The organism is Flavobacterium sp. (genome assembly GCF_965262375.1).
In the GTDB taxonomy this organism is placed as follows: Bacteria; Bacteroidota; Bacteroidia; order Flavobacteriales; family Flavobacteriaceae; genus Flavobacterium.
This window is the reverse complement of sequence record NZ_OZ253527.1, coordinates 935,896-949,786: the sequence shown is the minus strand read 5'-3', so window position 1 is coordinate 949,786 and position 13,891 is coordinate 935,896. Positions and strand designations below refer to the sequence as shown.

General features: G+C 35.1%; 17 protein-coding genes and 1 pseudogene. 12 read left to right on the top strand and 6 right to left on the bottom strand.

Features of this window, described 5'->3' with window-relative positions:
• Nucleotides 1-32 precede the first annotated feature (32 nt).
• The 8 genes and pseudogenes from prs (at nucleotide 33) to ACQY29_RS04370 (ending at nucleotide 6,964) form a co-directional block, all read left to right on the top strand.
• Nucleotides 33-857 (top strand): ribose-phosphate diphosphokinase, encoded by an 825-nt coding sequence (prs, locus tag ACQY29_RS04405; RefSeq protein WP_428224032.1) that lies wholly within the window; start codon nucleotides 33-35, stop codon nucleotides 855-857.
• A 7-nt stretch (nucleotides 858-864) separates the two neighbouring features.
• Nucleotides 865-1,383, top strand: coding sequence for an NADAR family protein (locus ACQY29_RS04400; protein WP_428225870.1), 519 nt, complete (start codon nucleotides 865-867; stop codon nucleotides 1,381-1,383).
• Between the two features lie 2 nt (nucleotides 1,384-1,385).
• Nucleotides 1,386-2,363: an ADP-ribosylglycohydrolase family protein gene (locus ACQY29_RS04395; protein WP_428224031.1), complete on the top strand. Its 978-nt coding sequence runs from the start codon at nucleotides 1,386-1,388 to the stop codon at nucleotides 2,361-2,363.
• A gap of 62 nt (nucleotides 2,364-2,425) precedes the next feature.
• Entirely contained in the window at nucleotides 2,426-2,929 is a 504-nt protein-coding gene (locus ACQY29_RS04390) for an O-acetyl-ADP-ribose deacetylase (RefSeq protein WP_428224030.1), read from the top strand.
• 89 nt (nucleotides 2,930-3,018) lie between these two features.
• Nucleotides 3,019-3,654: pseudogene (locus ACQY29_RS04385) on the top strand (DUF4291 domain-containing protein).
• A gap of 243 nt (nucleotides 3,655-3,897) precedes the next feature.
• Complete coding sequence (locus tag ACQY29_RS04380) at nucleotides 3,898-4,455, top strand: RNA 2'-phosphotransferase (protein ID WP_428224029.1); 558 nt, start codon at nucleotides 3,898-3,900, stop codon at nucleotides 4,453-4,455.
• A 197-nt stretch (nucleotides 4,456-4,652) separates the two neighbouring features.
• Nucleotides 4,653-5,378: a metallophosphoesterase family protein gene (locus ACQY29_RS04375; RefSeq protein WP_428224028.1), complete on the top strand. Its 726-nt coding sequence runs from the start codon at nucleotides 4,653-4,655 to the stop codon at nucleotides 5,376-5,378.
• Nucleotides 5,379-5,515: 137 nt separating this feature from the next.
• On the top strand, nucleotides 5,516-6,964 hold the full coding sequence (locus ACQY29_RS04370; protein ID WP_428224027.1) for a nicotinate phosphoribosyltransferase: 1,449 nt from the start codon (nucleotides 5,516-5,518) through the stop codon (nucleotides 6,962-6,964).
• Between the two features lie 48 nt (nucleotides 6,965-7,012).
• On the opposite strand, the gene nadD is transcribed toward ACQY29_RS04370, so the two are convergent.
• From nadD to ACQY29_RS04340, 6 genes are all read right to left on the bottom strand, one after another.
• On the bottom strand, nucleotides 7,013-7,594 hold the full coding sequence (gene nadD / locus ACQY29_RS04365) for a nicotinate (nicotinamide) nucleotide adenylyltransferase (protein ID WP_428224026.1): 582 nt from the start codon (nucleotides 7,592-7,594) through the stop codon (nucleotides 7,013-7,015).
• Between the two features lie 33 nt (nucleotides 7,595-7,627).
• Nucleotides 7,628-8,008 (bottom strand): four helix bundle protein, encoded by a 381-nt coding sequence (locus ACQY29_RS04360; protein ID WP_428224025.1) that lies wholly within the window; start codon nucleotides 8,006-8,008, stop codon nucleotides 7,628-7,630.
• Nucleotides 8,009-8,028: 20 nt separating this feature from the next.
• The gene (gene gmk / locus ACQY29_RS04355; RefSeq protein WP_428224024.1) at nucleotides 8,029-8,604 is read right to left on the bottom strand and encodes a guanylate kinase; all 576 of its coding nucleotides are present in this window, start codon (nucleotides 8,602-8,604) and stop codon (nucleotides 8,029-8,031) included.
• Between the two features lie 47 nt (nucleotides 8,605-8,651).
• Nucleotides 8,652-9,014, bottom strand: coding sequence for a four helix bundle protein (locus ACQY29_RS04350; protein WP_428224023.1), 363 nt, complete (start codon nucleotides 9,012-9,014; stop codon nucleotides 8,652-8,654).
• Between the two features lie 41 nt (nucleotides 9,015-9,055).
• Nucleotides 9,056-9,904, bottom strand: coding sequence for a YicC/YloC family endoribonuclease (locus ACQY29_RS04345; protein ID WP_428224022.1), 849 nt, complete (start codon nucleotides 9,902-9,904; stop codon nucleotides 9,056-9,058).
• A gap of 205 nt (nucleotides 9,905-10,109) precedes the next feature.
• Nucleotides 10,110-10,700 carry a riboflavin synthase gene (locus ACQY29_RS04340; RefSeq protein WP_428224021.1) on the bottom strand — a complete coding sequence of 197 codons (591 nt, stop codon included), beginning with the start codon at nucleotides 10,698-10,700 and terminating at the stop codon, nucleotides 10,110-10,112.
• Between the two features lie 54 nt (nucleotides 10,701-10,754).
• Here ACQY29_RS04340 and pdxA point away from each other — a divergent pair, with 54 nt between their 5' ends.
• From pdxA to ACQY29_RS04320, 4 genes are all read left to right on the top strand, one after another.
• A complete protein-coding gene (pdxA, locus tag ACQY29_RS04335; RefSeq protein ID WP_428224020.1) occupies nucleotides 10,755-11,798 on the top strand; it encodes a 4-hydroxythreonine-4-phosphate dehydrogenase PdxA in 1,044 nt (347 codons plus the stop codon).
• Between the two features lie 179 nt (nucleotides 11,799-11,977).
• Complete coding sequence (locus ACQY29_RS04330; RefSeq protein WP_428224019.1) at nucleotides 11,978-12,505, top strand: YceD family protein; 528 nt, start codon at nucleotides 11,978-11,980, stop codon at nucleotides 12,503-12,505.
• Nucleotides 12,506-12,514: 9 nt separating this feature from the next.
• Complete coding sequence (gene rpmF / locus ACQY29_RS04325; protein WP_073308476.1) at nucleotides 12,515-12,709, top strand: 50S ribosomal protein L32; 195 nt, start codon at nucleotides 12,515-12,517, stop codon at nucleotides 12,707-12,709.
• Nucleotides 12,710-12,878: 169 nt separating this feature from the next.
• Nucleotides 12,879-13,874: a beta-ketoacyl-ACP synthase III gene (locus tag ACQY29_RS04320; RefSeq protein WP_428224018.1), complete on the top strand. Its 996-nt coding sequence runs from the start codon at nucleotides 12,879-12,881 to the stop codon at nucleotides 13,872-13,874.
• Nucleotides 13,875-13,891 lie beyond the last annotated feature (17 nt).

Below are 13,891 nucleotides of genomic sequence, written 5' to 3'. Positions count from 1 at the left end.
ATTTGTGTCATAATTACGCAAATATAAAAACTATGATACTTAATTTAGATTCGCAATTCAAACCTATACAAGGAACAGAAATTCAATTTCAAGCTTTTACCTTTTCAGGGGGTGAACCCCATATAAAAATTCAGCCCTTTGATACTACTCAAAAAGTTATCGTTACCCATCGTGCAAATAGTTTTAACGATTTTGGTCTAATCATTTTAACGATTGATGCCCTAAGAAGAATGGATGTAAAAGAAGTTGAACTTTTCATTCCGTATTTTCCAGCAGCTAGACAAGATCGTGTAATGATTCCTGGCGAACCACTTTCGGTAAAAGTATATGCTGATATCTTGAACAGTTTAAACCTTTCTAAAGTATATGTGTTTGATGCGCATAGCGAAGTAACTCCTGCGGTACTTAACAATTGCCAAGTCATAACCAATTATAAATTTGTTGAAAAAGTAATTGAAAATATTGGTGATGAAGTAATTTTAATTTCACCAGATGGCGGTGCTTTAAAGAAAATTTACAAAGTATCTGAATATTTAGGCGGTGTAGAAGTAGTCGAAGCAAGCAAAAGCCGAGATGTTAAAACAGGAAAGCTAAAGGATTTTAAAGTTTATACCGATGATTTACAAGGAAAACCTTGTTTAATTGTAGATGATATATGCGACGGAGGCGGAACTTTTATAGGATTAGCCGAAGCATTACAAAAAAAGAAGGCCGGCAAATTATATTTGGCCGTAAGCCACGGAATTTTTAACAAAGGATTCGATCAATTACAAATTTTTGAAAAAATCTTTACAACCAATTCGGTTAAGGATTTTAATGAAGCAAAAGTTCAAACGATTAATATTGAAATAGAATGAAAACACAATTGAAAATATAGATAAAAATGCGAAATTCCTTTTCTTTTGGGGGCATCAACCTTCTAAAGATGGGAGCATAACAAAAGCCTGTTTTAGTCAATGGTGGCAGAGTTCATTTACTGTGGACGGAAATTCTTTTCCAACTGCCGAACATTGGATGATAGCACAAAAAGCAAAATTATTTAACGACGTAGCAATGTTTGATAAAATAATTCACGCTAAATCGCCAGCTCAAGTAAAGCAGTTTGGCAGACAAGTGCAAGGATTTGATCAAAAGATTTGGGAAGACAACCGATTCGAAATTGTGGTTCAAGGGAATTATCACAAGTTCACTCAAAATAAAGCATTGAAAGAATTTTTGCTAAACACTAAAAATAGAGTTCTCGTAGAAGCGAGTCCTGTGGATAAAATTTGGGGTATTGGTTTAACGGGTGATGATACAAAGGCAGAAAATCCAAAGTTATGGATGGGTTTGAATTTATTGGGATTTGCATTGATGGAAGTGAGGGATATATTAAAAAAGTAAAAATGAAATCAAAAATACACAGCGCTCTATTTGGAGTAGCCATTGGAGATGCTTTAGGTGTTCCGGTTGAATTTAAGGATAGAGATGAATTGAAACGATTCCCAGTTACAGGAATGCGTGAATATGGATCACACGGTCAACCTGCTGGAACGTGGAGTGATGATAGTTCTTTAACGTTTTGTTTAGCGGATAGCCTTTGCAATGGTTATGACACCAACCAAATTGGGCAATATTTTGTGAATTGGGCAAATGGGCAAATGTGGACACCGCACGGTAGGGTTTTTGACATAGGAATGGCGACTGGTTTTACCATTCACCAAATAGAAAAAGGAACGCCTCCATTGCTAGCAGGTGGAACATCAGAAAGAGATAACGGTAATGGCTCCTTGATGCGCATTTTGCCTTTGGTTTTTTTTATCAAAGATATGCCTATCGAAAAGCGTTTTGATATAACAAAAGATGTTTCGTCCTTAACTCATCGACATATTCGCTCCGTTTTGGCGTGTTTTATCTATTTGGAATATGCAAGATTACTCATTGAAGGAAAATCAAAAGAAGCGGCATTAGTTATAATGCAAGAAACAGTTAAAGATTTTCTAAACAACAATGCCATTGCTTCTCAAAAAGAAATTGAATTGTATCATCGTGTTTTGGATATCAAAGTTGGAATCTATGAAAAACAATTGATTCACCAATTAGAAGAATCCGAAATAGCTTCCTCAGGATATGTACTTCATAGTTTAGAAGCGAGTATCTGGTGTGTGCTAACTTCAAGTTCATATTCAGAAACCGTTTTGAAAGCAGTAAATCTAGGAGGTGACACAGATACCACAGCCGCAATTGCAGGAGGATTAGCAGGATTGATTTATGGTTATGAAGCTATTCCGAAGGACTGGCTTGAAGTGCTCGCTAGAAAAAATGATATAGAAAAATTATGTAATCGTATGGCTGAAAGATACAGCATCGATAAAAAAACATAACTGCAAAAACATTGCGCACTTGACGTAAAACCTTGCCTCCTTTGCGGTTAAAAAGAAATAAAATGAAACTCACACTACTTAAAGCAGACATCACAAAAATACAAGCCGATGCCATTGTCAATGCAGCTAATACCTCTTTATTAGGAGGTGGTGGAGTAGATGGTGTCATTCACAGAGCAGGAGGTTCAAAAATCCTGGAAGAATGCATCCAAATAAGAAACAGACAAGGAGGCTGCGAGGTTGGGCAAGCCGTAATAACCACGGCAGGAAATTTACCTGCTCAGTATGTAATTCATACCGTAGGTCCTGTATGGAACGGAGATAAAGAAGAAAAGAAAGCACTTTTGGCACATTGTTATAAAAATGCTTTAGACTTGGCAGAGGAACACCAATGCAAAACCATCGCATTTCCCAACATAAGCACAGGAATTTATCGTTTTCCAAAGAAAGAAGCGGCAAAAATCGCTATAGAAACAGTAAAATCATATTCGTTTGAAAATATAGAAGAAGTAATATTCGTCTGTTTTGATGATGAAAATTATAAATGGTATAAACAAATGATGTAAAATTAAATTCCACAGAGAATCACAGAACTTAAAAACTTCGTATGACTTCGTGAAAAACCTTTGTGTAACTCTGTGTAACAAAAAAAAATATGAACTTACAATTAAAAAAATATACAGAACAACTACAAGAATGGCCTCAAAGCGGACACCATATTATGGCGCAATATGACGAGGAAAAAATAATTGTTTATCAATCATACCGACCAGAAATTGGAAATTTTGCAGTCAAGAATCAATATTTTGGTGGCGGTTTTAGCCTCGATCGAATGACGTGGATTAAACCCAATTTCCTTTGGATGATGTATCGCAATGGTTGGGGAAGAAAAGAAGGACAAGAAGTCGTTTTAGCAATTTATTTAAAACTAGAAGCCTTCGAAAAATATTTGGAAAATGCTGTCTATTCATCCTTTAATCAAGTATAAGGTATGTCTATGGAACAATGGCAAGGAGCAGTAAAAACATCCAATGTTCGTTTGCAATGGGATCCAGATCACGACCCTTACGGAAATAAACTAGAAAGAAGAGCCATACAAATTGGATTACGAAACGAATTTAGTCGGTCATTTGCAAAGACGGATATACTTCAAATCGAAGATATAAGCCCATATGTAGCTGAACAATATGAATTCGAAAAAAAGAATGAATTAGAACAACTTCTTATTCCTGAAGAAAAGCCACTTCTGTTTAAAAATGAAGAATTGAATAAAAAATTGAAGTTAGTTTAAATCAAATTTTAAAACTTTGTGTGACTTCGTGAAAAACGTTGTGCAACTTTGTGTAACAAGGAAAAAAATGAAAAAGGATATTTTAATGGAAATCCTTTAAATAAAAATTGAATTATAAAAAAATTAAATGTCACAGGGATTTAAAGAGAAATAACTCAGAGATTCACAGAATTTTTTTAAAAAAACTTCGTGTGACTTCGTGAAAAACTTTGTGGAACTCTGTGGAACAAAACTAATATTACAATGAACGAAAAAGATATAAAAAATATAAGCAAATTCCTGAGTTATGTTCTAAGACATTCCCCAGAAACAATTCATTTGAATCTAGACAAAAACGGATGGGCAATCGTTGACGAGCTCATTGAAAAAGCCAATAAAAATAGAAATGAATTTCACAAAGAATTGGATTTTGAAATTATAAGTCAAGTGGTGGAAACCAATGACAAAAAACGATTCACATTCAATGATGATTTAACCAAAATCAGAGCCAATCAAGGCCATTCCATTACTGTCGATTTAGAACTACAACCACAAACCCCACCCGATGAATTGTATCACGGGACAGTAGCGAAGTTTATGGACACCATTTTGAAAGACGGAATACAAAAAATGAGTCGGCAACACGTACATTTAAGCAAAGACAAAGAAACCGCAATCAAAGTAGGTAACCGACGAGGAGCAGCGATTATTTTAAAAATAAATACCTACCAAATGGTAAAAGATGGTTATCTGTTTTATTGTTCCGAAAATGGTGTTTGGCTAACTGATGAAGTACCACCAAAATATATTCAGAGATGTTAAAAAATATCAATTCCGATTAAATGAAAAGGGGATTGTTAATTAACCATTAAGATATTAAGGTAATTAAGTTAAAAAAATTGTACTTAGATTTCTTAATGAAACTTAGTCTTAATGGTAAAATGAAAAATTATTTAAAGTTGAAAATAGTTCATTAAGCATTTTGAAAAAGAAAAGAACTTAATAGTTATAAGAAGAAAATGAGAACACTAGTTTTTGGCGACATACACGGAGGACTACGCGCTTTAGAACAATTGATAGAAAAGTTAGGTATCACTCCGACTGATAAATTAATTTTTCTTGGTGATTACGTCGATGGATGGAGTGAATCTGCCCAAACCGTAGAATGTCTTATCCAATTAAGTAAAAAATACCAATGCGTTTTTATACAAGGAAATCACGATTTGTGGTGTGGACGTTGGTTGAACTTGGGAGTATCAAACCCTGTTTGGGAAGAACACGGTGGGAAAGCAACCATTCAGAGTTATATCCAGTCAGGTTTACTAGCTTCCGCTGAACACAAGAGCTTTTATCAAAATCTCCAAGAATACCACATCGACGAGGATAACCGACTTTACATTCACGCGGGTTTTACTTCTATGCACGGAGTAGAAAAAGAAGAAAACCGATTGGATTTTTGCTTCGATAGAACCCTTTGGGAAATGGCATTGACAATGGACAAACGAATCAAAAAAGATTCCAAATTATTCCCAAAGCGATTAGTACATTATCACGAAATCTTCATTGGACATACACCTACTCTAAACTATGATGTTGATATTCCGATGCAAGGTTGCAATGTTTGGAATATCGACACTGGAGCAGGTTTTTCTGGGAAACTAACCTGTATGGATGTCGCAACTAAAGAGTTTTGGCAAAGTGATATTGTGTGGGGGTTATATCCAAATGAAAGAGGGAGGAATTAAATATCCCTTAGTGTAACTTTGTGAAAAACTTAGTGTTCTTTGTGTAACAATTTTTGAGTTACACAATCCCGATAGCTATCGGGGCACAAAGTGCAAGCACAAAGTTTATAGAAGTTTTTAATTTTAGAAAAGAATATATGAATCCATTATTATTAACCGACGGTTACAAAGTTGACCACCGTCGTCAGTACCCAAACAACACCTCTTTAGTATATTCCAATTGGACGCCGCGTAAATCCAGAATAGAAGGAGTGAATGAAGTCGTATTTTTTGGCTTACAGTATTTCATTAAAAAATACATTATCGAAGATTTTCAAACCAATTTCTTCAGCCAACCTAAAGAAACTGTAGTGTCGCGTTACGCCCGACGTATCAACAACTACTTAGGCGAAAACCAAGTTGGTACAAAACATATCGAAGACCTGCACGATTTAGGTTATATTCCAATGGTTTTCAAAGCCCTACCTGAAGGAGTGAGCGTGCCTGTTCGTGTGCCAATGTTCACGATGTATAACACCAAATCCGAATTCTTTTGGTTGACCAATTATTTCGAAACCCTATTATCTGCCGTGGTTTGGTTGCCTTGTACCTCTGCAACTATTGCTAAACAATACAGAAAAGTAATAGGCGCTTATGCTCAAGAAACATCTTCTATTCCCGAATTTGTCGATTGGCAAGGGCACGATTTCTCGATGAGAGGAATGGGCGGAATAGAATCGGCGGTGATTTCAGGAATGGGACACTTGTTAAGTTTTACTGGAACAGACACCATACCAGCGATTGATGCTTTGGAAACCTATTATAATGCCAATTCCGATGCTGAATTAGTGGGAGGATCCGTAGCAGCAACAGAACATTCCGTAATGTGTATGGGAACAACCGAAGGAGAGTTTGAAACTTTCCAACGTTTAATCTGTGAAATTTATCCTAAAGGAATTGTATCCATCGTTTCAGATACGTGGGATTTATGGAAAGTTTTAACTGATTATATGCCTCGACTAAAAGAAACGATATTGGCAAGAGAAGGTAAAGTAGTCATCCGACCTGATAGCGGGAATCCAGTGCTTATTTTATGTGGTAACCCTGATGGAAAAACCGAACAAGAGCGCAAAGGAGTAGTAGAATTACTTTGGGATGTTTTTGGTGGAACGACTAACGCTAAAGGTTATAAAGAATTAGCACCACAAATTGGAGCGATATATGGTGATAGTATTACGGTGGAAAGAGCTACTCAAATTTGCGAAAAACTAAAACAAAAAGGATTTGCTTCGACTAACGTCGTGTTAGGAATTGGTTCTTATACCTATCAATATAACACCCGCGACACCTTTGGTTTTGCAATGAAAGCAACTTATGGCGAAGTCAATGGCGAAGGACGCGAAATTTTCAAAGATCCAATAACAGATGATGGTACTAAAAAATCAGCTAAAGGATTAATGAAAGTCGTTTTAAAAAACGGAGTATATCAGTTGGTTGATCAAGTTTCTTGGGAAGAAGAAAAACAAGGCGAATTAAAAGAAGTTTTCCGCGATGGGAAATTGATCATCGACCAAAGTTTAAGTGAGATTAGAAGCCGAATCAAATAAAGAGTTACTAAAAAAGAAGTAAAATGGCTCTTGAAATGAAGAGTCATTTTACTTCTTGTAAAACAAATTATGCTCCACATAGTCCCAAACCTTATTGGGTAGCATAGGAATCACATTCTTATTATTTTTAATACTCTCACGGATAAACGTTGAAGACAATTCAATAACTGGAGCATTCACGCGATGAATATTGGGGTGGTTTTCGAATTGCGTATCCATTTCAGAAGTATGCAAACGCGGATACACATAAATAGCATGCTGAGACACTAGGTGTTCGTAATTCCGCCATTTGTGTAGCGAATTCAAATTATCTTCCCCCATAATCAAGGCAAATTCATGCTGTGGATACTTTTCCTGCAAATGTGCCAATGTATTGACGGTATAATTCGGTTGGGGCAATTTGAACTCAACATCCGAAGGTTTGATTTTTGGATAATCTTCTGTAGCTAAATGCACCATGTGCAAGCGATGGTAATCGTCTAACAACGAACTCTTCTGTTTGTGCGGATTGTGCGGGGTAACCACCATCCAAATTTGTTCCAAATCAGAATGTTCCGCCATGTGATTCGCAATTATCAAATGCCCAATATGAATGGGATTGAATGTACCGAAATATAGTCCTATTTTCATTTTTTATAGTGAAAAGTGATTAGTGAAGAGTAATTAGTTTTTGAGAGTTTTACAAAAAGCATTAATCATTTTTGACTCTTCATCAATTAACAATAAAATTTCATTGTACAAATCTATATCTGTAATGTACATAAGTTCTTTAGCGATAATAAGCTGTGTCTCTAACTCATTTAAAGAGCCTCTTGAAATGTCAATAAAATGACTAAAAGATTTATTCGTATTCCTCCCATAACCTTCAGCTATATTTGAAGGTATAGATACTGCTGCTCTTTTAATCTGATTAGTAAGAGAGTATAATTCTTCAGGTGGGAAAAATCTAGTCAATTGGTACACTTTTACAACCAATGTAATTCCCTTTTGCCAAATCAATAAATCTTTATAAGAATTAATACTACCCATAAAGCTACTAATCACTCATTACTTTTTACTTATCACTATTTCGACACAAACCCCTTCACCAATTCATAAGCCTCTTGTTTAGCCACATCCAAATCATAGTTTTTAATGATGGTGTCAAACTGTGGAGCCGTAGCTAATTCCACGTGAGCTTTAGCAATACGCATATTGATTTTATCTTCGCTTTCTGTCGAACGTTCTTTTAAACGACGCTTCAATTCGTCCACACTAGGTGGTTTTACGAAAACCGCTAAGGTTTGCTCTGGAAATTTCTTTTTGATACGCAAACCACCAGCCACATCAATATCAAAAATCACATTTTTACCCATCGCCCAAATGCGTTCTACTTCTTTTTTCAGTGTTCCATAAAAATTATCGCGATACACTTCTTCCCACTCTACAAAGTCTTCCGCTTTGATGTGTTTTTTAAACTCGTCAATCGAAATAAAGTAATAGTCTTTGCCATTTACTTCCTGTCCTCTGGGTTCACGAGTTGCGGCAGAGATTGAAAATTCTAAATTCAATTCATCAATGCCTAATAAGTGTCTTACTATAGTGGTTTTCCCAGAACCTGATGGTGCTGAGAATACGATTAATTTTCCTTCTTTGTTCATTTCAATAAAGTAAAAAGTGATTAGTAATTAGTGATAAGTCGTATTTTTTATTTGAGTGATTTTGAAAAAGAATTTATCATTTTTGATTCTTCTGTTATTAAACTCATAATTTCATGATACGAGTCCCAATTCGTTACAAAATCTAATTCTTTAGCAATAATCATTTGAGTTTCTAACTCGCATAATGACCCTCTAGCAATATCTACAAAATGACTAAAAGATTTGTCGGTATTTCTACCATATCCTTCACTTATATTTGAAGGAATAGAAATCACAGCTCTTTTCAACTGGCTTGTCAATGCATATAACTCTTCTTGTGGAAATGTTTTTACCAATTGATACACTTTAACGACTAAAACAATGCCTTTTTGCCAAATCAATAAATCTTTATAAGAATTAATACTACTCATAAATGGACTTTTTACTTGTCACTCTTTACTAATTACTAATTTTATAAAACATTCAATACTTGTTCTTTTATTTTCTCTAATTCATCTTTCATCATCACAACCAATTTCTGCATTTCAGAATGGTTCGATTTTGAACCCATGGTGTTGATTTCGCGTCCCATCTCTTGCGTGATAAAGCCTAACTTACGACCATTGGCTTCCTTACCATTTAAAGTTTCTAAAAAATAATCCAGGTGGTTACTTAAGCGTACTTTTTCCTCTGTGATATCATATTTCTCTAGATAAAAAATCAATTCCTGTTCAAAACGATTTTCGTCCACCGTAGCTTCAAGTTCTTCTAAAGCGGTACGCAAACGAGTTTTCACGGTTGTGATGCGCTCACTATCATACGCCACAGCATCTTGCATCAACTGACGAATATTTGCAATGCGCGTTTTAAATTCGTTTTCTAATGATTGACCTTCATCGTTTCGAAATTGGTTGATAGCAATTAAAGCTTCGTTAATTGCTTTTTGAATTTCTGCCCATTCATTTTCATCAATCTCATCACGTTCGGTTTTCAACGCATCAGGCATACGCACCGCCATTTTCATCAATTCAGTAGCGTCTGCTTCAGGTAGAATTTCTTTCATCTGAGCGATATATGCACGAACAATAGGTGCATTTACTTTCGATGAAGTTTCCTCACCCGTCACTTCTATGTACAACGAAAAATCGACCTTCCCTCTTTCTAAATTTTGAGCAATTTGGTTGCGCAATCCTAACTCCATTTCTCGATATACAGAAGGCATACGGACATTCAAATCCAATCCTTTGCTGTTAAGTGATTTTATTTCAACAGTGATTTTTTTGGTCGGCAATTGTAGAGTTGCTTTTCCAAAACCGGTCATTGATAGTATCATAGGCTAAAAATAAGGTGTAAAGATAGTGTTTTTTTTAGTGTCGCGTTTTTAGTAAATTTCATTTAAATCATTAATCACTAACAAAAAAAGACTTCTGAACTCTTCTTTTAAATCGATTATACCAAACGAATCAACTAATTGATCACAAAGTCATTTTATAATATAAAGTATACAGAAATATTTGTTGAGTTTACTAACTCCTCAAACCATGCAATCTAGCCACATATTTGCCAATCACATCAAATTCTAAATTTACTTTAGTACCAATTTCAAAAGTATGAAAATTAGTATGCTCAAAAGTATAAGGAATAATGGCTACACTAAACTCATTCTGTTTTGAATTTACAACGGTCAAACTAGTACCGTTTACAGTAATAGACCCTTTTTCAATAGTAATATTATTTAAAGACGCATCGTAATTAAATGTAAAATACCAACTCCCATCAGCTTCTTCTATATGCACACAAGTTCCTACCTGATCTACGTGACCCTGAACAATATGTCCATCCAAACGATCACCTAATTTCATGGCGCGCTCAAGATTTACCACATCACCTACCTTCCACTCACTTAAATTGGTTTTATCTATAGTTTCTTTAATAGCCGTAACCATATACACATCATTTTCAATAGCTACCACAGTCAAACAAATACCATTATGGGCTACGCTTTGATCAATTTTTAATTCATGGGTTATCGAAGAGGCAACCGAAACATGAATGTTTTCACCTTCTTGTACTAAAGAAACTAGAGTTCCAAGAGTTTCTATGATTCCTGTAAACATTAAGAGATTAATTTTAGTAAATTTGCATTCAAAATTAGCACAAAAAACAAAGCGATGACAAAAAAGGCTGAAAATATAATGCTTGGTATATCCATTGGCGACTTGAATGGCATAGGTAGCGAAGTAGTTTTAAAGACTTTCGAAGATGCACGTATGATGGAATTATGCACTCCTGTTATTTTTGCTAATGTTAAAATTTTATCTTATTTAAAAAAACAATTAAACTTAAATGTTAATCTTCATGGTATAGATAAATTAGACCAAGCCCTTACAGGAAAAATTAATGTTTTAAATGTTTGGCGCGAAGGCGTTAATTTAGAATGGGGAGTTGAAGATGAAAACGTAGGTAAATACGCTATCAAATCATTTGTAGCAGCTACTCAAGCTTTAAAGGAAGACAAAATAGATGTTTTAGTAACTGCTCCTATTAGTAAAGTAAACATTCAAAGTGAAGATTTTTCATTTCCAGGGCATACTGATTATTTGAATCAGGAATTAAATGGAGATGCCTTAATGTTTATGGTGCAAGATGCTTTACGCGTGGGTTTACTAACTGACCATGTACCTATTAATGAAGTAGCCTCTCATTTGACGGAAGAATTGATATTTAAAAAAATAAAAACCATCAATCAATCCTTAATTCAAGATTTTCAAGTTGTAAAACCAAAAATTGCCGTTTTAGGCTTGAATCCGCATTCTGGAGATAATGGTGTTATTGGAAAAGAAGAAGAAACCATACTGAAACCTGCCTTAAAAAAATTGTTTGATAAAGGATACTTAGTTTTTGGTCCTTATTCTGCGGATGGCTTTTTTGGCAGTGGGCAATATGAAAAGTACGATGCAGTTATTGCAACCTATCACGATCAGGGGTTAATTCCGTTTAAAACGTTATCTTTTGGAAAAGGGGTAAATTACACTGCTGGCTTGGACAAAATTAGAACATCACCAGATCATGGCACAGGCTATGATATTGCTGGGAAAGGAATTGCCGACCACAGTTCGTTTTCTGAAGCTGTTTACACCGCATTAGATATTTATAAATCCCGAATGGAGTATCAAATAACCACTCAAAACCCCTTAAAGGTGAAAGAAAAGTAGTTATAAACAAAAAAATGTTCATAACCCTTTTGATTTTACAAATAATTTATATCTTTGCACACCCTAATTAAGGATCAAATTGTTGTCAAGATGAGACGCTTTAAATAAATAGTAGTTTATTTAAGTGCTTAAATGATAAAGCGTTCCACCTGATACCTATAAAAATATAGATTTATCAGATGAAAGTTACAAATGAATATTTAATTCCTTATGTGGGATTAAAAGTAGGAAAACATCAGTTTGAATACCAAATTAGCAAAGCGTTCTTTGATCACTTTGAATACGATGAGTTTGAATCATCTGACATCAAAGTGAGTTTAGTGTTAGAAAAACAATCTACCATGCTTGAATTAAACTTTAAGCATAAGGGTACTGTAAATGTACTATGTGATGTTACGGGTGAACCATTTGATTTACCTGTAAAAGGTAAGTTAAAGCTCATTGTTCGTTTTGGTGATACCTATAACGATGAAAATGAGGAGTTGCTCATATTACCTTTTGGTGAACACCAAATAGACATCGCACAATACATTTATGAAATGATTGCGCTTTCTATCCCTTTGAAAAGAGTGAGTCCTGAAGCTGAGCAATCAGAATGGGAAGAATTTGAAGAAACTGAAGTTTCTCAAGAAGAAGAACAAGAAATAAAAGAAGAAGAAATTGACCCACGTTGGGCAGCATTAAAAAAACTATTAACGGATAAATAATTTTGTAAAATGGCACATCCTAAGAGAAAAACCTCGAAAACAAGAAGAGACAAGAGAAGAACTCACTATAAAGCAACTGTTGCTCAAATCGCAACTTGCCCAGTGACTGGAGAAGCACATTTATACCACAGAGCTTACTGGCATGAAGGTAAAATGTATTACAGAGGTCAAGTAGTTATTGACAAATCAGTAGCTGTTGCTTAATACTTTTAGAAAAAAGAAAAATTAAAACTCTCACTTTGTGGGAGTTTTTTTATTGAAAACGGTTCATTTTTCAAAAAAAACACGTTGTTTTGCATCTATTTTGGATAAAATTCGTAATTTCATCCCCTTTTAGAAACGACCTTTTTTGGAGAGTCCTAAACAAGACTTTATGAATAAAATTACTGCCGCAATAACCGCTATTGGCTCTTATGTTCCTGACTTTGTTTTGTCAAATGAAGTTTTGGAAACTATGATTGATACTACAGATGAGTGGATTACTACTCGTACTGGTATTAAAGAAAGAAGAATTTTAAAAGAGAAAGGAGCTGGCACTTCTTATATGGCTATTAGAGCTGCAAAAAATCTAATTGAAAAATCAGGTATTGATCCTAAGGATATTGATATGGTGATTATGGCTACAGCCACTCCAGATATGCCCGTGGCATCTACAGGTGTGTATGTTGCCACACAAATTGGCGCCGTAAATGCTTTTGCTTATGACCTACATGCTGCTTGTTCAAGTTTTTTATACGGAATGTCAACCGCATCTGCCTACGTGCAGTCAGGAAAATACAAAAAAGTATTACTAATAGGTGCAGACAAAATGTCCTCTATTATTGATTATACAGACCGCGCAACCTGCATTATCTTTGGAGATGGTGCAGGTGCTGTTCTTTTTGAACCTAACGAAGAAGGTCTTGGTTTACAAGATGAAATGTTACGTTCAGACGGAATTGGTCGTGAATATTTAAAAATCGATGCCGGCGGTTCAATCCTGCCTCCTTCAAAAGAAACGGTTGAAAACAAAATGCATACCGTTTTTCAAGATGGTAAAACCGTATTCAAATATGCGGTTTCAGGAATGGCTGATGTAAGTGAAAAAATCATGCAGCGTAACAACCTGTCACACGACGATGTGAACTGGTTAGTAGCGCATCAGGCGAACAAACGTATCATTGATGCTACCGCTGAACGCATGGGACTTGACGAATCTAAAGTGTTAATCAACATTCACCGTTACGGTAATACCACTTCGGCAACCTTACCTTTGGTACTTTGCGATTTTGAAAAACAGCTTAAAAAAGGCGATAATATTGTTTTTGCTGCATTTGGTGGTGGTTTCACTTGGGGAGCCATCTATCTAAAATGGGCTTATAATTCATAAATACTAAACCAAATTCG

Excerpts from the sequence above, each read along its gene's own strand:
- prs (WP_428224032.1), top strand. The coding sequence starts at position 33 with ATGATACTTAATTTAGATTCGCAATTCAAACCTATACAAGGAACAGAA.
- ACQY29_RS04395 (WP_428224031.1), top strand. The coding sequence starts at position 1,386 with ATGAAATCAAAAATACACAGCGCTCTATTTGGAGTAGCCATTGGAGAT.
- ACQY29_RS04390 (WP_428224030.1), top strand. The coding sequence starts at position 2,426 with ATGAAACTCACACTACTTAAAGCAGACATCACAAAAATACAAGCCGAT.
- ACQY29_RS04380 (WP_428224029.1), top strand. The coding sequence starts at position 3,898 with ATGAACGAAAAAGATATAAAAAATATAAGCAAATTCCTGAGTTATGTT.
- ACQY29_RS04375 (WP_428224028.1), top strand. The coding sequence starts at position 4,653 with ATGAGAACACTAGTTTTTGGCGACATACACGGAGGACTACGCGCTTTA.
- ACQY29_RS04370 (WP_428224027.1), top strand. The coding sequence starts at position 5,516 with ATGAATCCATTATTATTAACCGACGGTTACAAAGTTGACCACCGTCGT.
- nadD (WP_428224026.1), bottom strand. The coding sequence starts at position 7,594 with ATGAAAATAGGACTATATTTCGGTACATTCAATCCCATTCATATTGGG.
- gmk (WP_428224024.1), bottom strand. The coding sequence starts at position 8,604 with ATGAACAAAGAAGGAAAATTAATCGTATTCTCAGCACCATCAGGTTCT.
- ACQY29_RS04350 (WP_428224023.1), bottom strand. The coding sequence starts at position 9,014 with ATGAGTAGTATTAATTCTTATAAAGATTTATTGATTTGGCAAAAAGGC.
- ACQY29_RS04345 (WP_428224022.1), bottom strand. The coding sequence starts at position 9,904 with ATGACCGGTTTTGGAAAAGCAACTCTACAATTGCCGACCAAAAAAATC.
- ACQY29_RS04340 (WP_428224021.1), bottom strand. The coding sequence starts at position 10,700 with ATGTTTACAGGAATCATAGAAACTCTTGGAACTCTAGTTTCTTTAGTA.
- pdxA (WP_428224020.1), top strand. The coding sequence starts at position 10,755 with ATGACAAAAAAGGCTGAAAATATAATGCTTGGTATATCCATTGGCGAC.
- ACQY29_RS04330 (WP_428224019.1), top strand. The coding sequence starts at position 11,978 with ATGAAAGTTACAAATGAATATTTAATTCCTTATGTGGGATTAAAAGTA.
- rpmF (WP_073308476.1), top strand. The coding sequence starts at position 12,515 with ATGGCACATCCTAAGAGAAAAACCTCGAAAACAAGAAGAGACAAGAGA.
- ACQY29_RS04320 (WP_428224018.1), top strand. The coding sequence starts at position 12,879 with ATGAATAAAATTACTGCCGCAATAACCGCTATTGGCTCTTATGTTCCT.